Raw genomic sequence first — 22,823 nt, forward strand, 5'->3', positions numbered from 1 at the left:
CCTTGCCTTTTAGTTTTAGTATTGCTTTGGTTTCAATGTCAATAAGTGTGTTCTTTTTGAATCAGTAACTATTCCAATTTATCTATCTTGAAATAAATAAAATCCTTTTGTAATACTATAAAAAATAACTAACAAAGAAATAACTATAAGACTCGGTTGCCAAAAACCCGATATATCTACTACACTTTGGCCTAAAAGTTGGCCAATAAAGCTAACTAAAATTAAAATAATTAAATTGAAAATTACTGATACTAATAAAATTAACACCGAATGTATTATTGCCTCGCCTATACGTATTTTAAAAAGTTGTAATCTTGACACTCCCAGTGTCTTTAACTGTTTAATGTCCTCAATATCTTTATTAGAAGATAAAATTGTAAGAGAAATAGAACTAGTAATAATCAGAATAATTGGTGCAGACATATAAGCAATAAAGGAAGCTCTTGCTTCGTTTACTCCGTTTGCTGTATTCATGAATGAATACATATTTTGGGTGTAAAGAATAAACCCAGAAATGAGAGTTACTCCCATACTCATCGAAGTTTGTATACTTTTCAAATAGCTAGGATTGGATAGTAGACTCCAAAAGCCTATATTAATTACATAATTTTCAGTTGGAAATATCCTCATTAAAAATTTTATTAGAAACATTTGAATTGATGGAGATAGTGATTGAATAATAAGGATGTGAATAATTAATAAAAATAATACTATGCTTGACTGTTTTTCAATTATTTCTTTGTTTCTGATAAAACCTGCTGAAACAATAGAACCTATACATAGTAACCATAGGAATAAACGAACAGAGATGTTAACAAATCCAGCTACTGTAACTTTTCTTTTTTTCTTTTTTGGTTTTAATATTGATGATATTTTAAGTATTCGACTTGAATAAAAGTAAGCCCCTATCCCGACAATTGTTGGGACTATGAAAACACTCAATAAAATTGATTGAATGTTGGCTGTAATAACTAAATCAGGTAACTCATCTCTTCCTAATAAATTTTGTAAAAATTTGTAGTAACTATCTGCCATGATAAATGAAAGTATTGTACCAATACTACTAACAATCACTGCCATTAAATAAAACTGTCCAGATACTAATAAAGATAGCTGAGTTCTGCTTGCGCCTAAGATAGCCCATAATTGGTAATCCTTTTTAAAGATATCTATTAGCAGTCTTATATTATTTGAAATAAGGAAAAATAGAGTAGTCCCGCCAAAAATTATTAGCATTTGAAAAAGTTGTGAAGCGTTAATGTTAGCAGTCTTGATTGAACTAGCAATACCAAATAAAGATGTTCCAACAATTAGGCTAGATACAAATAGTAATGGTATTGTTCCTAACCATTGTCTTTTTGAGTACTGAAATTGGTAAATGATTAATTTTAGCATAATAAATCCTCCTCAAATTAATCTTTACTACTTTCAAGTGCTTGGTAGAGCTCATCAGCTGAAGGTTTAATAATTTGTCGAGATATCTTTCCGTCTTTTAAAATGAGTGCTCTGTCAGTTTTTGAAGCCAACTCAATATCATGAGTGACCATAAGAACACATTTTCCTTGACTCGCTAAATTACGAAGTGTTTCAAATATAAGTTTTCTTGAGACGCTGTCCAGAGCTCCTGTTGGCTCATCAGCAAAAATAATTTTACTATCAGCTATTATTGCACGAGTAATAGCCACTTTTTGCTGTTCTCCACCTGATAAGGTAGCAACTAATGATGATAGTTCTGCTTTAAAATTCAAACTATCCAACATTTTTTTTACTTTATTGCTATCAACACTCTTTCCTGAGAGTCTCAGAGGAAGTGTAACATTTTCTAGTACAGGTAGAGCAGGTACCAGATTATAGTTTTGAAAAATTATTGCAATATCTTGTCTTCTAAATTTAGCAAGCTTCCCTTCTTTTAAGGTATATGGATTTACACCATTGATAACAACTTCGCCACTTGTTGGTTCAGATAAACTTGATAAGCAACTTAGCAAAGTAGACTTTCCAGAACCACTGACACCAAGTATTGATACAAATTCCCCATAATTGACAGATAAGGAAATATCTTTCAAAATAGAGACAGTTTTGTCTTGCCCTAACAAAAATTCTTTTGAAAGGTTTGAGACTTTAACAGCTACATTATTAACCATAATAAATCCTCCTGATTCCAGTGTCATCTTTGATTTAATTATACAATATTGGAATTCTATTAATATCAAGTAAGTAACTTATGAAACATATTTTTAATGGATAAAATTTCTATTTCCTCTGGAACTCGAATAAAGGTCTTTAGCATACTAAGAATTTTTTCTATTACCATAATAGTATCATAAATGATGCTTGATTGAAAGCGTAAACATAGCTTTCTTAAGAGGTACAGCTATTCTATACAAAATTTAAACATAAAACTTAGGTATACTTAATAAATGAGAATTAAAGTTAGCTATAACGAAGACAGTAGCATATGTAAAACTCTAAGCAGGCTCTGCCTGCTTAGAGTTTTACAATCGAATTTCCTAAAGAGGAAGCAAGATGAAAGCCGTCATTGCTTGTGCTCATAAGATTCTCAGAATCATTTACAAACTACTCTCCACTAACCAGACTTATCAAAAAGAAAAGGCGCTAGAACTGAGAAAACAGTCCTAACACCCAAATTAAAAAAATTTCAATTACAGTATAGCACAGGAAGTGATTTTTTGAGCTTTTTTACTGTCTTTTTTCTTTACACATATTGATAAAGTACTGGTGCAAGCGCACATCATCAGTCAATTCTGGATGAAAAGAGGTTACCAGCATATTTTTTTCTTGGGCTGCAACGATTTGATTATCAACTCTTGCTAGAATTTCTACACCCTCTCCAACACTACTGATAATTGGACCACGGATAAAGGTCATTGGAATCTGACCAACTCCCTTACATTCTGCTTCCGTGTAGAAACTTCCTAATTGGCGCCCATAGGCATTGCGCTCGACCACCATATCCATAGTTCCTAGATGACTCTCTTCTTGAGAAGTGATTTCCTTAGCCAGCAAAATTAAGCCCGCACAGGTTCCAAAGGCTGGTAAACCAGAGAGAATGGCTTCTCGAATGGGGATCAACATGTCCTGGTCTCGTAAGAGCTTGCCCATGGTTGTAGACTCACCACCAGGCAAAATCAAACCAGACAAGTCACTCTGATGTTGATGAAAATCCTCTAAATTTCTGATTTCAACACTCTCAACACCTAATTGATCTAGTACTTTTTCATGTTCTGCAAAGGCACCTTGCAAGGCCAATATTCCGACTTTCATCTATTTTCCTCGCTCTGCCATGAGAATTTGGATTTCATTTTCATTAATACCAACCATGGCTTCTCCTAAATCTTCAGAGATTTGAGCTAAAATTTGAGGATTACGGAAATTAGTTACCGCTTTGACAATGGCACTCGCTCGTTTAACAGGATCTCCTGACTTAAAAATACCTGAACCGACAAAGACACCCTCTGCCCCTAATTGCATCATCAGTGCAGCATCTGCTGGCGTTGCAACGCCTCCAGCTGCGAAGTTTACAACTGGCAATTTCCCATGTTCATGGACATATTGAACCAATTCTACAGGAACTTGCAAGTCCTTGGCAGCAACATAAAGTTCGTCCTCACGTAGGTTTTGAATGCGGCGAATTTCCTGATTCATCATACGCATATGACGAACAGCTTGGACGATATCCCCTGTCCCCGGTTCTCCTTTTGTACGAATCATAGAAGCACCTTCAGCGATACGACGCAAGGCTTCACCCAAGTCCTTAGCTCCACAGACAAAAGGAACTTGGAATTCTTTCTTGTCCACATGGAAACGGTCGTCAGCTGGAGATAAAACTTCACTCTCATCGATATAGTCAATTTCAATAGCCTCTAAAATCTGAGCCTCAACAAAATGCCCGATTCTGACCTTGGCCATTACTGGAATACTAACCGCCTCTTGAATTTCCTTAATCATCTTTGGATCACTCATACGGGAAACACCACCAGCTGCACGAATATCAGCTGGAATCCGCTCCAAGGCCATGACAGCTGCCGCACCAGCAGCTTCTGCAATACGAGCCTGTTCAGGATTTTGAACGTCCATGATAACTCCGCCCTTAAGCATCTGTGCCAAGTTTTTATTTAATTCATATCTATTTTCAGTCATTTGTTGTATCCTCATCATTTGTATTGGTAGCTACCATTTCATTTTAAGTCAGAAAAGGATGAACCACAAGATAAAAAAATCATAATTGTATGGGTACACATCGACTTAAAAAACTATCTGACCGTTAATCAAGGCCAGATAGTTCATCATTTTATTTTTCAGCAGTAAGGGCAGCCATTGTGATGTAGTTGTATGGTTTGTTGAAGTGTGGCAAGAAGAAGAGATCTGTCAATGCCAATTTATCAATTGTTACATGCTCTTGGATAGCAAGTGAGAACATATGGATTCCCATGCTGATTGCAATATCATGTGAAACCATTTGGGCACCAAGAATTTCACGGCTATCTTTGTCAAAGACAATCTTAATCGCTACTTCATGGTTATCATGTTTCATGAATTCTGGTTTTTGAAGATCGTTAAAGCCTGTTTCACTTGCATTGTAACCAGCAGCTTTTGCCTTTTCAAGAGTCAAACCAGTTGAAACCATGTGAAGTCCGTAAATTGAGATACCATTTGATCCTTGCACACCGATTCCTTCCAATTCATGGCCACAAGCATTGTAGGCACCAACGATACCAGTACGAACAGCATTTGAAGCAAGGGCGATGTAACTTGTGTCTTTACGAGCGTTGTCATAAACAGTCGCACAGTCACCAACGGCAAATACACCTGGAAGTGATGTTTCTTGTTTCTTGTCTACAAGGAAGGCACCGTTGCGGAAGAGTTCAATCTTACCATCAGCAAGAGCTGTGTTTGGACGGAAACCAACTGCAAGGATAACCATGTCCACATCGAAAGTTTCTTTATCAGTAATCAAGCGTTCAACTTTACCGTCACCTTCAATTGCTTTAACAGTTTGACCTAGAGCCAAGCGGATGTTGTGGTCTTCCAAGTTCTTCGCCATCATTTGTGTGAAGTCTTTGTCATAGTAACCGTTCAAGACAGTATCAACGATATCAACAAGGACAACTTCTTTTCCAAGACGTTCAAAGGCTTCAGCAAGTTCAACACCGATGTAACCACCACCAACAACGGCGATACGGTCAAGGTGTTGGCTCTTATCAGCAAGTTTATTGATCACTTCTTCAGCATTTTGGTACAATTTCACAAATTGTACGTTTTCAAGAGTTGCTTTAAATTCGCGGTTTCCTTTAACAATTTCAACACCTTCGATTGGTGGCAAGATTGGTGTAGAACCTGTAGCGAAAATCAATTTCTCGTATGATTCTTTGTGCTCTTTTCCTTCAACTTCTGCAGTAACTACTTTGTTATCATAGTCGATTGAAAGAACTGGTGAGTTCATGTACACCTTAGCACCTTTTGCTTCCAATTTTTCTTTATCAGAATAGAACAAGCCTTCAGCACCGTCAATTTGTTCACCAATCCAAAGGGCCATTCCACATCCTAGGAAAGAGATGTTAGAGTTTTGGTCAAATACAACGATCTCATTCTCATTTCCAAAATTATCCAACATGGTATTAATACATGCTGTACCAGCGTGGTTAGCACCAACTACAACGATTTTACTCATAGAAAAATTCCTACCTTCAATTTTAAATTTACCCTTCTAGTATAACATTTACTGTTAGCGTTTACAAGAGTTTAACTAATTTTCCCGATTTTTTTGTAAAAAATTGTAAACAATCTGTATCTTAACACGGATTCTTGCAATTTTTCTTCATTCCGTAAGCATATTTCTTGACATCTTTACAAATTTTATTTGTGAAAACGCTGACTTTATGGTATGCTAGTATCATGGAAAGAAAATATAAGGGATTAAATTTAATATTAATTCACTATGTTTTACCTTCTTTTCATAAGAGAAAGGAGTTGATAGCTTGCCTCTTAGTTCACATTCCGAAAGGCTAATGGGGACTACTATCACTATTTCATTAGTAGATGAGCGAGCCGATATCTTGCTCCAAAAATCCTTTGATTTACTCAGAGAGCTAGAATACCGCTTCAATGCCAATAGCCAAGAATCTGAGTTGATGGAAATCAATCATCAAGCTGGAATAGCCCCCGTCAAGGTTCATCCGGATCTGTTTGAGCTGATTTCACTTGGTTTAGAGCATAGCCTAGCGCCCTCTAGTCATCTCAATATCAGCATTGGTCCCTTGATTCAAACCTGGCGTATCGGTTTTTCAGATGCCAAAGTTGCACAACCTCAAGAAATTAAAGAGGTGCTCCCTTTAATCAATCCTCATTATATTGAGTTAGAATCTACTACTTCCACTGTATTCTTAAAACAGAAAGGAATGAAGATCGATCTTGGTTGTTTAGCCAAGGGTTATAGTGCAGATAAGGTTGCCCAATTTCTGAGAGAAGAGGGAGTGACTTCTGCCTTAATCAATCTGGGAGGGAATATCCTGACCATTGGAAAAAATCAGGCAAGAGGGGATCAGCCTTGGCAAATTGGGATTCAAGACCCAGCCAATCCGAGGGGAAATCACTTAATGACTATCCCTGTTGTCAATCAATCTGTCGTGACTTCAGGTATTTATGAACGTCACCTGACTGTCGATGGAAAAGATTACCATCATATTTTTGACAGCCAAACAGGATATCCTATTGAAACGGAACTAGCTAGTCTGACAATCATCTCTGATAAATCAGTCGATGGTGAAATATGGACAACTCGTCTATTTGGAGAAAGACCCGCTTCTATCCTTTGGCAAGTCGAAAGTTTGGAGGGCATAGAAGCCATCCTCATCGATAAGGAAGGTCACCTAAGCTGTTCTTCAGGAATTCCTACTCTATAGAAACAGATGTTTCAATGGAGTTTTAAAATCGTATTATGTAAAAAGAGAAAGGAAATCTCATGTTAAAACTTATTGCTATTGTTGGAACAAATTCAAAACGTTCTACAAACCGTCAATTGCTTCAATACATGCAAAAACACTTTGCTAAAAAAGCTGAAATTGAACTTGTTGAAATTAAAGACATTCCTGTCTTCAACAAACCAGCAGACAAGAAAGTACCTGCTGAAATTCTAGAAATCGCTGCTAAAATTGAAGAGGCAGATGGTGTTATTATCGGTACTCCTGAGTATGACCACTCTATCCCAGCTGTTTTGATGAGCGCTCTTGCTTGGTTGTCTTATGGTATCTATCCACTTTTGAACAAACCAATCATGATTACAGGTGCTTCTTACGGCACACTTGGTTCATCACGTGCCCAATTACAACTTCGCCAAATCTTGAATGCTCCAGAAATTAAAGCAAGTGTCCTTCCAGATGAATTCTTGCTTTCACATTCTCTTCAAGCCTTCACCCCAAGTGGAGACCTAGTGGATCTTGATGTTATCAAAAAACTGGATGCTACTTTTGACGACTTCCGTATCTTTGTAAAAATTACTGAAAAATTGCGTAACGCACAAGAACTACTTCGCAAAGATGCTGAAGACTTTGACTGGGAAAATTTGTAAGATAGGAGACCAAAAAGAATGAAATTTGTTGGACTTGTAGGATCAAACTACGATCAATCATATAACCGTAAACTCTTGGAATTCATCCGTCGTCACTTCAAACTTAAATTTGAATTAGAAGTTCTTGAAATTGACGAAGTTCCAATGTTTAACCAAGACGAAAAATGGGACGAAAGTTTCCAATTACGTTATTTATATAACAAAATTACTCGTGCTGATGGTGTTATCATCGCTACTCCTGAGCACAACCACACAATCTCAGCTTCCCTAAAATCTGTTCTTGAATGGCTTTCATACGAAGTTCATCCATTTGAAAACAAACCAGTCATGATTGTGGGAGCATCTTACTACGACCAAGGTACTTCTCGTGCCCAAGTTCACCTTCGTAAGATTCTTGACGCTCCAGGTGTCAATGCCTACACACTTCCAGGAAATGAATTCCTTCTCGGTAAAGCTAAAGAAGCCTTTGATGTTAATGGGAATATCACAAATGAAGGAACTATTAATTTCCTTGAAACATGTTTAGACAACTTTGTAAAATATGTGGGAGTCGTTTCAAAATTGAAAAAACCAAAACCAATCGCACCAGAAGATTTATATTGTACAAATCCAATTGCAACTACCATTCAAGGAGTTGACCCTGATGATCCTGAATGGGTAGAAAAAGCAGCTGAGCTTGTTGGAGCTGTTTCTGGAGATACTTACGTTAAATTAGACCACGGTATCTTGACAGTTAACCAAATTGATATGTTCTTGAAAGCAATGCCATTTGAGTTGACATATGCGGATGATAATAACCAATTCTTGTACTACAATAACGCCCACCAAGATCCAAACACAATGTATGGTAAACGTGTGCGAGTTCAAGCAGGTAGCCGACTAGGAACAGTACATGCTTCTCTACCACCTGCAAGAATGAAAAACGTTGAGTGGGTTGTAGGCGTATTACGTAATGGTGATCAAGAGTATGTTCGTACAATTGTTCCGGGACAACCAGAAGGTGTAATTAATACTCATAACTATAAAGCAATGTACTATCCAGATGGCTCATATGCTGGAATTAATGAAATCATCTTTAATTTCCAACCATGGCTTGATTGGTACTTAGAAACAACTGGTCAACGTCTAGTTGGTGGAAATGCTGCAGCATCTGCTGGCGGACATGGTCACGGCGATGCAGATGCTACATCTGGAGCTTCTGATGCAGGTGATGCTGGAGGCCACGGTGGTGGCGCAGACGCTACATCTGGTGCAAGCAACTAATAGTAGTTTTAGGAACCATCTTGGTTCCTTTTTTAGCAAAAAAAGACTAGCAAACACAAACTGCTAGTCTTTTGGTATTATTTTATCTATCTTTGTTAAAAGAAAGAATATTTATTATGAATTTGGATCATCGAGACTACGGCCATGTAAACCTTTTTCACGTTGGACTTGACGTAGTTTCTCTGGTGTAACATCGTTTCCTTCTTCGTCCACAATTTTGATCCCTTCGATGTGGTGACGAACAGTGCGACGATAACCTTCGATGTACTCCTCACGTAGTTTGGCTTGTTCAACTTTTTCTTCTGGTGTCAAGCCTTCTGTTTTTTTCTTTTTGGCAAGCTCGTTAATACGATCAATTTTTTTAGGATCCATGTTTCTCTCCTTTATAATAAGATTTAATCCGTTTAACAGATTTTATTTGGTATTGATTTGGTTAAAACGAGCAAGTTTGGCTGCTTTTTTAGTTAAATGAGACAAGATTGCCAAACGATTTTGACGGACTGCCTCGTCTTCAGCCATAACCATGGTATTCTCAAAGAATGCATCAATGACTGGGCTAAGAGCAAAGAGCTGTTTCAATTGCTGACTGGCAGTCCCTGACAAAACGAGTGATTCTACTGCTTCTGCCAAGGCTTTCTCTTCTTCATTCTCAAAGAGAGCTGAATCAACTGTAGCTACTCCTTCTGCCTTCTTAGCCAAGTTAAAGGCACGAGAAAGTGATTCAACAGATGGTTTGAAATCTTCTTCCTTACTTGCTTCTACGAGAGCACTTGCTGCTTCCAACATATCTGCCACAACAAAGTTCGAACTTGCAAGTACTGCTTCCTTAATATCTTTTGGAGTAGAGCCCATCATCTTATCAACACGAGCCTTGATAAAGTCCATAACCTCTGTCTTATTTTCATAAGTTAAGCTGTCAAATTTCAAAGCATAAAGGCTATCAATCAACTCATCCATAGCAATGTGCCAACCAAAGGCATCCAAGATACGAACCACACCTTGCGTCGCGCGACGAAGGGCATACGGGTCATTAGAACCTGATGGAATCAAGCCTACTGAGAAGAAACTCAAAATCGTATCTAATTTGTCTGCAATAGCAAGCACTGCACCGACCTTACTCTCTGGAAGTTCTCCTTCAGCTGATGTAGGCATGTAGTGTTCACGAATAGCAGCTGCTACCGCTGGAGTTTCCCCAGCAAGAAGGGCATATTTTTCACCCATAATTCCTTGGAGCTCGTCAAATTCACCAACCATCCCAGTCAACAAGTCAAACTTGTAAATGGCTGCTGCACGGGCTAAGTCAATCGTTTCATCCGCTGACAAACCAGCCTTTTCTGCCAAGAGAATAGCAATCTGACCCGTACGAATCATGTGTTCACGAAGGGAACCAATTTTCTCATGGAAGGTTACATTGTTTAATTTTTCAACAAGGTCAGAAATCACCAATTTTTGGTCTTCACGCCAGAAGAATTCTCCGTCTTCTAAGCGGGCTACCAAAACTTTTTCATTTCCTTTGATGACATTTTCCAAATGCTCTGCATTTCCGTTACGGACTGAAATGAAGTTTGGCAAGAGTTTGCCATTTTGATCACGAACAACAAAGTAACGTTGGTGTTCCTTCATCGAAGTCACCAAAACTTCTTCTGGAACTTCAAGGTATTTGGCATCAAAGTTTCCCATAAAGGCAGTTGGGTATTCAACCAAGTTCAAGACTTCATTCAGCAAATCAGCATCGATTTCGATACGTACACCATGTTCAGCTTCGATTGCTTTGATTTGATCAACAATCATTTGCTCACGTTCACGTGGATCTGCAATTACAAACTGTGCACGAAGGTCTTCTTCATAGCTCAATGCTGACTGAATCTTAGTTTCTTGTCCCAAGAAACGATGACCACGGCTCACACGACCGCCCTTGATATCAAGGAAATCCAAGTCAAACTCTTCTTCATCTAAAAGAACAGTCAAAGTGTGAACAGGACGAATGTATTCAAAACTATTTCCAGCCCAGTGCATGCTGACAGGGAAAGTCAGTGACTTCAAGACATCCACAACACCTGGAACAATGGCTTCAACTGCTTGACCAATTTCTTCCTTAGTGACATAGACATATTCTTCACCCTTGGTTTCACGGAATTCGATATCTTCAACTGTCAAGCCTTTTCCACGGACAAATCCTTGAGCTGCTTTGGTGAAGTTCCCATCACTATCCAAGGCAATTTTCTTTGCTGGACCCTTGAAATCTTCTGTCAAATCAGACTGCTTGTCTGCCAAACCAGTAACTCGAACAGCCAAACGACGTGGTGTTGAGAAGGTTTGAATATCTTCAAAAGACAGACGGTTTTCCTTGAGGAAGGCTGCCATTTTTTCACCTAATTGTTTTTCACTTGGTGTGACAACATAGGCTGGTAATTCTTCAAGACCGAGTTCTACTAATAAGTTTTTTGTCATGTTTTTTCCTTTACATTTTCTTCAATCTTTTTTGATATGCACCTTAGGTACTGGGGACGTCGCTAACTAACTTTGTGAGTCTGTATGGAAATCCAATACTAAATTGATCAAGATTTCCAACAGTCTCATCAAAGTGGATTTAGCTGACTGATTTTTGAACCTAAGGTTTCAAAAATCCCCACATAACAGTACAGCAGTGCATATCCCTCTAGCAAGTCTTCGACTTGCCTCTAACGATTTTAGAGCACAGTATTACTCACTATTCTGCGTCTTCTGCTAAGAGTTTAGCCCGTGTTGCTTCATCCAAAAGTGGGTAGCCTAGGCGTTTTCGTTCTGCGACAAAGGTTTTGGCTACGACACGGGCCAAGTTACGGATACGTGCGATATAGCCTGCACGCTCTGTTACAGATACGGCACCACGCGCATCAAGCAGGTTAAAGGTGTGTGAACATTTGAGAACATAGTCATAGGCAGGGTGAACCAAGCCTTCTTCCAAAGCACGACCAGCTTCTTTTTCAAACTTATCAAAGTTTTCAAGCAACATTTCTTGATCCGAAATTTCAAACGAATATTTTGAGTGCTCGTACTCAGGCTGGATAAAGATTTCTCCGTATTTTACACCATCGGCCCACTCGATATCATAGACAGAATCAACTTCTTGAATGTAAGAAGCCAAACGCTCCAAACCATAGGTAACTTCCGCAGTCACAGGGCCAGTTGCCAATCCACCAACTTGTTGGAAATAAGTGAATTGAGTAATTTCCATCCCATCAAGCCAAACTTCCCAACCAAGACCAGCTGAACCAGTTGATGGGTTTTCCCAGTTGTCCTCAACGAAACGAATATCGTGTTCCAAAGGATTGATTCCCAATTTTTCCAAAGACTCAAGGTAAAGTTCTTGGATGTTTGATGGAGAAGGTTTCATAACCACTTGGAATTGGTGGTGTTGGTAAAGACGGTTAGGGTTTTCCCCGTAACGACCGTCAGCAGGACGACGGGATGGCTCTACATAGGCTGCATTCCATGGCTCAGGTCCGATAGCACGAAGGAAAGTGTAAGGACTCATTGTTCCCGCACCTTTTTCATTATCATAAGCCTGCATAAGCATACAACCTTGGTCATTCCAAAATTGTTGCAAAGTAAGAATGATTTCCTGGAAAGTCAATTTTTTAGACATTGTTTACTCCTTTTTCTATAAATTACTTGCGACACGAGTCTGCCTCGTCGATTATACGAGGCAAGACGAGTTAGTACTGCGTCTAGCTCAGGCACTCTAGTGCTGAGCGTGAGGCAGTCCGACTGTAAGGAGGTCTCTGCCACTGACGCAGTGGAAAGTCAATTTTTTAGACATTATTTCCTCCTTTAATTTATATTATCTTTTTAGCTTTATTTATCAAGCAACCAAGAAAAAGCTGGGGCCTGAAAAATATGACGTTTGGGAACAGTTTGTAAATTCTGATCGCATTCATCTATTGTACCTAATTTCAAAGCACAGACTTCTGGTATATTTTCTTGAACAGTGAAAATTTGACTATGACAGTTCTGGCAGTAATAACGCTGTTTTCCTGGAGAAGAACTATAGGAAACAAGCTTTTCTTTTCCATGCAATACTAGCTTTTCACTGCTAACTTTAGCATTAACTGTATAAGCAGACGCAGTTGCTTTCCGACAAAATGAGCAATGACAAAAAACTAATTCCGATAATTCCTCATCTAGAGTGTAGGTCACTGCTTTACATAAACAAGATCCTTTAAGCATTATGCTCCTTTCTACTTAGGCATTAGACGAATTCAAAAAGAACCGCATTTCAACACCCAAGCCTTGCGACTAGGGGCGTCAGAAACGCGGTTCCACCCTAATTTATTACTTCATTGTTTTTGAAAATACTACAGAAAGCGCCAGTTCTTTATTTTGCCCTACTTGGCTCCCACTATCCCAAGCTCGCTTGAAGAACGCCATAAGACTTTCTTTCCTGTTGACTATTATATCAGAATTGTAACATACTGTAAATCAAAAACTATAGAAAGATGTATAGTATTCTCTACTCACTTTTTGAAAAAGTTGCAAGTCCAATAACTGACAATAAGAGAGAAATTCCAGAAATACTTAGAATAATAGAAATCATGTTATTCTCACCAGTAGCTGGTAATTGTTTTCCTTCTTTGTTGACTGTAGCTAAAAGCACTTGTTGACCACTTCCAGCTAGTGTTTTATTCTCATGATTAGCTTCTATAATTGATGGAGTTTTCTCAATTTTATCATTGCTAATTGAAGGCTTAATAGTTGAGACTTGTCTATTGTGACTTACTAATTTAACAGGTTGCACTTGAGAAACTGGCTTAATCGATGCAACTGGTTTAGCTGGATTAACTGCCTTAACTGGTACAACTGGTTTAGTTGGATTAGCTGGATTAGCTGGTTTAATCGTTACAACTGGTTTAGTTGGAATCTCTACTTTATTAGCCTTCAGTTTTACAGTCGTCTCTTTTAGAGCATTGATTACTGAATTAATTTCTTCTTGACTAGCTTCTGAATTTTCTAAAAGTAGCTTAGCTTTGCTGAAAATAAGATTATATGCATCCTTCTCCTCTTTGCTAGCTGTCAAAAATCTTGGATCTTTGTCTTGGAACTTCACTTCATCCACGATAACATTTTTTAGGCTCATGAAATCTGTTTCTTTCCCATTCAGCTGTTCTTGTGCTTTCAAGAAAGTGGTCAATAGACGATCGATTTCATCCTGAGTTATCAAATCTTTTGTAATTAATAATGCTAAGAGTTTAAATTCACGATCATATTGACCTTTGCGTTCTTGATCAGAATTTATATATTTACCTTTTTTAACTGTCTCAGCATATGCTTTAATGGCATTCTTCAATGATGTGATATCAGATTCCTTACCATCCAATGTTTGCATAGCAGACTCTAAAGCCTTAACAATTTGGTCAATTTTATCTTGGTTAAGTTTACTTCCCAATGCTAGTTGGGCATCTTTGACACTTTGGTCAAACATCTCTTTTAAATTCTGTTTTGTATTATAATATCTTGGAGTTTTAACTACTTCCATTTGTTTATTTAAAGCTGCAATCAAGGCTAACTTAGAAACAACTGAAAGTGACAAAACATTATTTTGACCAAACAGAACTTTAAATGGTTGAAGATTATCAAGTAATTCATAACCGTTTGACAGATTTACAAGAACCTTATATTCACCAGGAATCACTTTCTTACCATAAGAATGTTTACCATATGTTTCAGCTGGCAAGACTTGACTCTGACCGTCTTCACCTACTAAAGTAATCGTTGTAGTTCCAGGAACAGCTTGATTGAAGCCAATTGTTACTGGGGCATATTTCATTTTGTTAGCCAAGAAGGTAATAGTTTGAAAACTATTTTCTTTCGTTAAATCAAATTCCTTAGATAGAGCACTCACAAATTTCAACTCTGTACGGTCATAGCTAAAAATTTCTGCAACATAATGTCCAAATTTCAAGAAATTAATATCTTTTGATTTATCAACAGTTACATATTGGCCTTCACTATTTTTAATGCGATAAACATAAGTCGTATCAATCTCACTCTTTGTTTTATTACTTAATATAGCAATTTTTACACGGCCACTATTTTCTTCACCTACAAGATTTTTTAGAGATATAAAGTCTACATTTCCCGCAAAGTCTTCCACATAATAGAAGATTTTCGATTTATCAATGTTCTTAGGAAGTGTATAACTACCATCTTCATTTTGTTTGATAATTTGATACTGTTCGATTTCTGAATCTGTCGATTCTCTATTTTCAGAAGGACGAATATAAAAGACTTTTTCTAAAAGAATTCCCCCATTTCCTACATCCTGAGGTTTACGAGCTATAAATTGTTCTTGATCTTTTTGAGAACGAATATATCCCGAAGTAATCAGAGGTTTTTGTGTATCAATTTGAATTTTAAATGTTGTGTATTGTTCTTCAGCTCCAGGGACATCTGGCTTATAACTAATAACATAGTCATAAATTCCATCAGAGACTCGATTTCCGTTAGAATCTTTTCCTCCCCAAGCTGTTTTATCTAGAACGTAACTTCTTGGATTTCTAGTATCGCCATCAAAATAATTTTTTACAAGGTCTGTTGGACGACTTTGCCAAATAGGGTGACTATGTGTTGTATCTGAAGAATCATAAACTGTTGCACGAAGATTTACCAAGTTTCTATAAACAAGAGTTTTAAATTGAACAGAATCTTTATTACCATCATCGTTTGGTGAGATAGCAAGGCGGATGTTCCCCTTTTCATCTAATTGAAGATGGTATTTTCCTTCGGCATCTTGTTTCACTCCGAGTACAGTCACTCGATTTCCTTGACGCTCTGCTTTTAAAACATTTAAATCATTTTCAGAACTTGTTAAATAAGTTGCATCGTCCGAAGGTGAAATTTCTGGATTATCTTTATCAATTTTAGAGTAAAATCCACTTTTTCCTTCCTGAATCAAATTATAAATTGGTTTTTCTATTGCAGGTAGATTTTGGAATTCTCCCTTAAATCCCATAAATGGTAAACCAATAACAGAACCATCATCTGCAGGATTGACAAATCTAACAAATCCTTCTAGAAAATAACCATTTGGCATTATTTTACTAAGTTCTTCAGTAAACTTACTTGTATCTACTCTAACTGTTACCGTCTTCGTACTATGAGCTTTCACAGTTACTTCAGGCCAGACTGTTTCAGTTAGTTTTCGTGGACGGAGAGTGAATTTCCCTTCGTTAACTTCATCCGTATTTGTATTTACAAGCATCTTCAATGTTTGGTCTTTGTCCGAAATATTATGAATTGTAACTTCAAAGGTAAATTTATCACCAACATTGCCAAGAGTAACACTTGGATAGTTATTTGTACCTGTTACAAATAGATCTGTGCTGGTTGCTGCCATCGTGTCAACTACACCGGCACCTTGCTGACGTGGAGAAGTATAGGCTCCAGTTTGTTTATTAAAATGTGGTTTTGCAGTAGACATAATTAAAGCTTTTACAATCTCTGAAATTTGACTAGCTGATAATTCAGAATGTTTCTTTGCTAAATATTCTTTGACTAATGCTGCGACACCAGCTATATGAGGAGCCGCCATACTTGTTCCACTGATACTTCCATAACTATTGTCATTAAATGATGAATAGATATTTCCACCAGGTGCAGTAACATCTGGTTTCAATTGTCCATCTGTTGTAACTCCCCAACTTGAAAAATCTGACAATTGGTCTGCAACATCTGATTTACGATTATCCATCTTATGATTAAAGACAATTTTATACTGACCAGATTTAAGAATTTCACCATAATGTTTTGAAATAAAGACAGATGGGATTTTCTTAGCATCACCTGTAACAGACATACTAACATTTGCACCTTCAACGTTGTTATAAATTAAAACTCCAGCTGCACCGTGTTGAAGAGCATTTTTAATCTTATCAGAGAAATGGATTTTACCACGTTGAATCAGTGCTAACTTGCCTCTTACATCAATATTAGCAAAATCTTCTTCACGACCAATACCCGCTGCTACATATTCGTATTCTTTCCCTTTTTCAAAATCTTTTTCTGCTTCAGGTCTATTAAAATCAAACTTACCATAATCAAGTTTAGTATCATTTTCTAAACCTTTTACTTCAAAGACTTCAGTAGTTAGAATTTTATTATTAATCGAAGCAACAGAAATTGAATCTTCTACTGTAGAGGGATTTCCAACCAGTCCGTAATCAGGATTTTCTGCTAATGGTTGTGAAAAACCTCTACCGAAAGTATTGCTATTACCAGCAGCAATAACAACAGATACTCCTTTAGCACGTGCTCTTTTTNCTGCTTCAATAATATCTGAACCTGCATCTACCGTTGAACCCGCACCTGCACCCAAACTCATATTGATCACATCTGCACCTAACGCAACTGCGTCATCAATGGCTTTTACATAAAAGGCAGATGCTGTAGTTTTATCTCTGTCTGAAAAAACTCTCATAAACATTATTTGAGCTTCTGGTGCAACTCCATATACCTTCTCAGAATTCGGAGCTTTATTAACTGGATTTCCAGCTACAATACCAGTAACGTGCATTCCATGAGACTCTTTTTCAGCCTCTTTTATATTATCTGTTCCATCAAAGTAATCATAAGCATATACTACCTTGTCACTGTACCATTTCCCATAGTCAATACCAGCAGCCTTTTTAGCTTTTTCGATATCATTCTGATTTTTAAATTTCGCCTTTGACGGATCAGAAATACGCAGAACCTCATGATTCAAATCAAGCCCTGAATCTATAACAGCGACTACAGTACCTTCCCCTTTGTATCCTTCTTCCCATGTTTTAGGAACAGTAATCATTTCATTACTGGAGATACTATTTGGCTTTTCTTTATGTCTGCTTTGAGATAAGGACTGTGATTGTGAACTTTCGGAAGAAGAACTGCTTTTTACTGCTGATTCTTCCTTCTTCTCTTCACTTTTTATAGCAGTCTTTTCTTGCTGTATGATTAAAACCTTATCTGACTTACTATCTCTATCCTCTATAGAATCATCTTTTTTTAATGACTCTGTCACTTCTGTTTTTTCCTTTGAAGAAGAATTTAGAGCATTCTTGTCAGCCGTGACTGGCGGTGCGAGCTTATTTGAATCATCTAATTTATTAATTGTTACTGCATGTGTAACTTGATTGGATGTTTCAATTTTTCCCTCATCGGCACTAACCTGTACGAAAGTAAATCCGAATACAAAGACCGATAGCAGAAAAATCGTTGCTATTCGGTACTTTTTATGACAAAAATCTTTGCAATCTCCCATAAAACCACTCCTTTTTATTTAAATTAAAAGTATTATATCCTAAATTATCTGAAAATTCTATCAAAAAAATATTTTGTAACAAAATTGTAATGTTAATCATATCATACGATTTAATACTCAATGAAAATCAAAAAGCAAACTAGGAAGCTAGCNGTAAACTGTACTTGAGTAAGGTAAGGCGACGCTGAAGTGGTTTGAAGAGATTTTCGAAGAGTATAAACATAAAAAAATTAGCCTTGAGTGATACAAGACTAAATTTCTTTATTGAAAAATTACTTACTATTGAATTGGTCTTTCAGNAACCTTCTTACTGATTACGGTCATAGAATAATTCGTGTGATTTTAATCGTGAATTAAGCATTTCTGGAACTGTTACAAAGTCATAACCTTGCCCTTTCAAATAGTCAATAACCTTCGGTAAAGCATGTACCGTCTCAGCATGGATATCATGCATGAGAATAATAGAACCATTCTTGACTTGACGCTGAATTTCTGTCAAAATAGCTGCTTCATTTTTACTCTTCCAATCCAGACTATCCACATCCCACATAATAAAGCTCAAATCTAAGCTATTGCGAATGTCGTCTGTAATGGCTCCATAAGGCGGACGCATGAGTTTGGAACTAGAACCCAACACTTTAGTTAGCGCATCCTCAGTATCAGTAATCTGTTTTTTAGCGTCATCAAGCGAAAGTTTTGAAAGAACTGGATGGCTCCAACTATGGTTTCCAATGACATGGCCATCCGATTTCATACGTTTCAAAATCTCTTCATTTCCAGAGACATTCTTACCTAAAACAAAGAAAGTAGCCTTAATTCCATACTTAGAAAGAGTATCTAATGCTTGATTTGTTGTTGCAGGATTTGGTCCATCATCAAAAGTCAAGGCTACTACTTTACGATTTTTCTTCTCAAAATAAGCTTTATAAAGTTCCGCATCCTTATCTAGAAAATATGAAGACTGAATAAGCTCAAAGAAACTAGATACTGGCAAGGCAATCTCATCCAGATTTTCAACTGCCTGACTTGGATAAAGGATAATCTGACTATCCTTATAATCAAAATTCCATGTAGACAGGTCTTGGTCAGACAAGCCTTTAACTATCTGATCAATTTTGTCTTGTTCTAATTTCTTATCCTGTAAGAAAGAAGTCAGTTCTTTTATCAGTTTCTCTTTAGCCTTACTAGCATCTGAAAATAATTTATCAAGGGTAAAAGATTTACCATCTTCTGTCAAATGCACTTTCGCTAGACTAGTTTTCTCTATCTCTTCAACTTTTGACGATGTTAAATCATAGACTTGTTTCATCACACTTCGGTTGACAATCCCTTTTAAAGTCGAGTCCTGTTTTTCCGTATAATAAAAAACCAGATTTTCTTTGTCTTCCAGATTTTTCTTGATATCCTGTGTCATGATTTCTTTTACGGACGAAATCACTTGTTCTCCTTGGAGAGGATAATAGGCAATCACTTCATCTTGTCCCTTACGAAAATGATCCTTCTGATTTCCTTCACTCAATTGATCATCTTTCTCTTTTTTGAGAGATTCAATCTTTTGTTCAAAACTTTGTTTTGTATAAACTTTGTAACCAATCATCGTTCCAAGGACACAAATACTTACTGAAAAGATAGCTACTAGAGCTATTAAACTCATTCTTATCTTATCGTGATTCTCACGTTTTGCTCTACTTATACCCATAAGACCATCATATCAAATTCAAGCTATAATTTCAATGATTAACGGAGATTATAATATATCGAAAAAAGAGGGACTACCCTCTTTCTCCAATTCATTTATTTGACAGCTTCTTTCAAAGCATCAACCTTGTCCAGACGTTCCCATGGAAGGTCAATATCTGTACGTCCCATGTGTCCATAAGCCGCTGTTTGACGGTAGATTGGACGTTTAAGATCCAGCATTTGGATAATTCCTGCAGGACGAAGGTCAAAGATTTGACGTGCTGCTTTTTCAAGCTTGCTTTCAGCTACTGTTCCTGTACCGAAAGTATCGATACGAACAGAGACAGGTTGCGCAACACCGATTGCGTAAGCCAATTGTACTTCCGCCTTCTTAGCAAGACCTGCTGCAACGATATTTTTGGCAATATAGCGAGCCGCATATGACGCAGAACGGTCCACCTTAGTCGCATCCTTACCAGAGAAGGCACCACCACCATGACGAGAGTAGCCACCATAGGTATCCACGATAATCTTACGACCAGTCAAGCCTGAGTCTCCTTGAGGTCCACCGATTACAAAGCGACCAGTTGGATTGATGAAGAATTTTGTTTGCTCATCCAAGTAAGAGGCTGGAATAACCTCTTTGATAACCTTGCTAATGACATCATTGTGAATTTGTTCGTTGCTGACTTCTGGATCGTGCTGAGTTGAAATAACAACTGTGTCCACACGTACGGGACGGTCATTTTCATCATACTCAACCGTAACTTGTGATTTAGCATCTGGGCGAAGATAGCTAATTTCCCCAGACTTACGAAGTTCTGCCAGACGACGAACCAATTTATGACTGAGTGAAATTGGTAAAGGCATGAGCTCTTCTGTTTCATCCACTGCAAATCCAAACATGAGCCCTTGGTCTCCAGCTCCAATCAAGTCCAGTGGATCTTGGTCTGCATCCCCACGAACCTCCAAGGCTTCGTTAACCCCTTGGGCGATGTCAGGAGATTGTTCCACCAAAGATGGGTGTACTCCCACCGTCTCAGCAGAAAAACCATACTCTGTATTGGTATAACCAATCTCTGCAATGGTGTCACGAACCACACGGTTAATATCCACATAGGCATTTGTAGATATTTCACCAAAAACATGGACGGAACCAGTATATACAGCTGTCTCAGCAGCAACGTGCGCCTCTGGATCCTTAGCTAAAATAGCATCCAAAATCGCATCTGAAATTTGGTCTGCAATCTTATCTGGATGCCCCTCAGATACAGATTCAGACGTGAATAATTTACGTTCTGACATAAAAATGTCCCCCCTTAAAAATAGTGTTATAGAGTTACAAAGTACTGATAGGAAAATTCTTAGTGATAAATGCCTACCATCTTATCGGGACTATATAACTTCATCATTATATCATTTTTTAACGCAATTTGCAGTCTTTAATGTGATGTTTCAATATAGATATTTCGCTTTCATAAATAAAAAGGTTGGAGCTCAGCACTCCAACAATTGCCTTAAAATGTTTGGCGTTTTGCTTTACGCTCTGCACGACCACGAGCGCGATTTTCAGCACGCTTGGTTTTACGACGTTTTTCATCAACCGCCCATTGAATTTTTTTCTTATAACCTGGTTTGACTTTTTTCTTTTTCTTTTTAACCAAACCAATCATTTCGATATCAAGCTTATCTTGCTTCTTCTCACGATTAGCACGACGATCACGGTCATAGGTATCTTGAAATTCCCCGTCTTTGACCATCTTAGGAGTAAACTTGATTCCCAATTTCTCCAACTCACGGATATCCGAGTCATCACTTGGCTGATAAAGGGTAATAGCTGTACCTGGTAGGCCATTGCGCCCAGTTCGACCAACACGGTGCACAAAGAAAGATAAATCTTGCGGAATGGCATCATTGATGACATGACTGACACCTTCAATGTCAATTCCACGCGCTGCCAAATCTGTTGCGACAATATACTCAAAATCCAGATTTTTTACCTGATTCATGATTCGCTTGCGTTCACGAGGGGCAATATCCCCATGGATTTTTGCCACCTTCAAGCCTTGAGCAGTCAGATATGAGTGCAATTCATCAGCACGCGTTTTAGTGTTAACAAAAATCATTGCTAAATAAGGTTGCATCAACTGAGTCAACTGGTAAATTTGAGCATTCTTATCTCGGCCCTTGGTCGAAATCAACCAATTATCAATGGTATCAGAAATGACCGTTTTGGTCTTGATTTTCTCCATAACAGGATTTGACAAGTATTTTTTCAAAAATGGCTGCAACTTTTGTGGAATAGTTGCTGAGAAGACCATGAATTGCAGGTCTTTTGGAAGGCTTCCAGCAATCTTATCAACCGTTTCTAAGAATCCCATATCCAAGGTCATGTCTGCCTCATCGACAACAAAGGTCTTAGCCTTGTGAATAGCCAGGTCACCAGATTTAACCAAGTCGTAGATGCGACCTGGCGTTCCGATAACAATATGAGGCTGATTACTTGCCAATTTCTCAATCTGGCGAGCCTTATCCGTACCACCCACATAATTAACCACACGAACTTCGACATCTGAGTGGGCAGCAATCTGACGGGCCGCTTGGTAAATTTGAGTAGCCAACTCACGGCTTGGTGCAGTAATGACTGCTTGCACACTATCACTAGCTTCATCTAACTGCTGGAAAATCGGTAACAAGAAAGTGTGTGTCTTACCCGAACCTGTTTTTGATTCACCGACTAGATCACGACCTGCCAAAACAATCGGAATCAACTTATCTTGTACCTCTGTTGGAGTTGTGAATTTCAACTCCTGCAAGGCTTCTCTAATATAGTTTTTAAATTGAAATTTCGTAAATGACATAATATCCTCGATTCTATCTATCTTATCAATTATACCATATTTTATTCCAGTACAGTAGTCTCACTTATTTAGGCTATTTCCAGTAGCTTTTCTAGTCAGAAAAAGGCTGGAATTTTATAATCCCAACCTCTTTTCATGCTCAATGAAAATCAAA

The 22,823-nt window shown here is 37.7% G+C and carries 16 protein-coding genes; 3 read left to right on the top strand and 13 right to left on the bottom strand.

Features of this window, described 5'->3' with window-relative positions; all coding sequences use genetic code 11:
- Window positions 1–78 precede the first annotated feature (78 nt).
- The 5 genes from D8787_RS04535 to nox all read right to left on the bottom strand — a co-directional run bounded on the left by D8787_RS04535 (window position 79) and on the right by nox (window position 5,692).
- Entirely contained in the window at window positions 79–1,395 is a 1,317-nt protein-coding gene (locus tag D8787_RS04535) for a beta-carotene 15,15'-monooxygenase (protein WP_125421168.1), read from the bottom strand.
- 17 nt (window positions 1,396–1,412) lie between these two features.
- Window positions 1,413–2,144, bottom strand: coding sequence for an ABC transporter ATP-binding protein (locus D8787_RS04540; protein ID WP_000247936.1), 732 nt, complete (start codon window positions 2,142–2,144; stop codon window positions 1,413–1,415).
- A gap of 556 nt (window positions 2,145–2,700) precedes the next feature.
- Window positions 2,701–3,285 (bottom strand): pyridoxal 5'-phosphate synthase glutaminase subunit PdxT, encoded by a 585-nt coding sequence (gene pdxT, locus D8787_RS04545; RefSeq protein ID WP_125421171.1) that lies wholly within the window; start codon window positions 3,283–3,285, stop codon window positions 2,701–2,703.
- Window positions 3,286–4,161, bottom strand: a complete 876-nt coding sequence (pdxS, locus tag D8787_RS04550; RefSeq protein ID WP_000138517.1) for a pyridoxal 5'-phosphate synthase lyase subunit PdxS — start codon at window positions 4,159–4,161, stop codon at window positions 3,286–3,288.
- Between the two features lie 151 nt (window positions 4,162–4,312).
- A complete protein-coding gene (gene nox, locus D8787_RS04555; RefSeq protein ID WP_125421174.1) occupies window positions 4,313–5,692 on the bottom strand; it encodes a H2O-forming NADH oxidase in 1,380 nt (459 codons plus the stop codon).
- A 307-nt stretch (window positions 5,693–5,999) separates the two neighbouring features.
- Here nox and D8787_RS04560 point away from each other — a divergent pair, with 307 nt between their 5' ends.
- From D8787_RS04560 to D8787_RS04570, 3 genes are read left to right on the top strand one after another with little or no spacing between them, the layout of a single operon-like run.
- Window positions 6,000–6,923, top strand: a complete 924-nt coding sequence (locus D8787_RS04560) for an FAD:protein FMN transferase (protein WP_125421177.1) — start codon at window positions 6,000–6,002, stop codon at window positions 6,921–6,923.
- Window positions 6,924–6,982: 59 nt separating this feature from the next.
- Window positions 6,983–7,588, top strand: coding sequence for an NADPH-dependent FMN reductase (locus D8787_RS04565; RefSeq protein WP_125421180.1), 606 nt, complete (start codon window positions 6,983–6,985; stop codon window positions 7,586–7,588).
- An 18-nt stretch (window positions 7,589–7,606) separates the two neighbouring features.
- The gene (locus D8787_RS04570; RefSeq protein ID WP_125421183.1) at window positions 7,607–8,851 is read left to right on the top strand and encodes an NAD(P)H-dependent oxidoreductase; all 1,245 of its coding nucleotides are present in this window, start codon (window positions 7,607–7,609) and stop codon (window positions 8,849–8,851) included.
- Window positions 8,852–8,965: 114 nt separating this feature from the next.
- Here D8787_RS04570 and D8787_RS04575 read toward each other — a convergent pair whose 3' ends face one another.
- The 8 genes from D8787_RS04575 to D8787_RS04610 form a co-directional block, all read right to left on the bottom strand.
- Entirely contained in the window at window positions 8,966–9,223 is a 258-nt protein-coding gene (locus D8787_RS04575; RefSeq protein ID WP_000371299.1) for a DUF896 family protein, read from the bottom strand.
- A 42-nt stretch (window positions 9,224–9,265) separates the two neighbouring features.
- Window positions 9,266–11,302, bottom strand: a complete 2,037-nt coding sequence (gene glyS / locus D8787_RS04580) for a glycine--tRNA ligase subunit beta (RefSeq protein ID WP_125421186.1) — start codon at window positions 11,300–11,302, stop codon at window positions 9,266–9,268.
- A 259-nt stretch (window positions 11,303–11,561) separates the two neighbouring features.
- On the bottom strand, window positions 11,562–12,479 hold the full coding sequence (gene glyQ, locus D8787_RS04585) for a glycine--tRNA ligase subunit alpha (RefSeq protein WP_000038733.1): 918 nt from the start codon (window positions 12,477–12,479) through the stop codon (window positions 11,562–11,564).
- A gap of 209 nt (window positions 12,480–12,688) precedes the next feature.
- Window positions 12,689–13,060 (bottom strand): GFA family protein, encoded by a 372-nt coding sequence (locus D8787_RS04590; protein WP_125421189.1) that lies wholly within the window; start codon window positions 13,058–13,060, stop codon window positions 12,689–12,691.
- Window positions 13,061–13,343: 283 nt separating this feature from the next.
- Window positions 13,344–18,128 (bottom strand): S8 family serine peptidase, encoded by a 4,785-nt coding sequence (locus D8787_RS04595; protein WP_125421192.1) that lies wholly within the window; start codon window positions 18,126–18,128, stop codon window positions 13,344–13,346.
- 307 nt (window positions 18,129–18,435) lie between these two features.
- Window positions 18,436–19,827 (bottom strand): peptidoglycan-N-acetylglucosamine deacetylase PgdA, encoded by a 1,392-nt coding sequence (gene pgdA, locus D8787_RS04600; protein ID WP_125421195.1) that lies wholly within the window; start codon window positions 19,825–19,827, stop codon window positions 18,436–18,438.
- Window positions 19,828–19,922: 95 nt separating this feature from the next.
- The gene (metK, locus tag D8787_RS04605; protein WP_125421198.1) at window positions 19,923–21,113 is read right to left on the bottom strand and encodes a methionine adenosyltransferase; all 1,191 of its coding nucleotides are present in this window, start codon (window positions 21,111–21,113) and stop codon (window positions 19,923–19,925) included.
- 212 nt (window positions 21,114–21,325) lie between these two features.
- Entirely contained in the window at window positions 21,326–22,669 is a 1,344-nt protein-coding gene (locus D8787_RS04610; protein ID WP_125421202.1) for a DEAD/DEAH box helicase, read from the bottom strand.
- Between the last annotated feature and the right edge of the window lie 154 nt (window positions 22,670–22,823).

Origin of the sequence: Streptococcus mitis, assembly GCF_003944325.1 — a bacterium.
GTDB lineage: Bacteria > Bacillota > Bacilli > Lactobacillales > Streptococcaceae > Streptococcus > Streptococcus mitis_CW.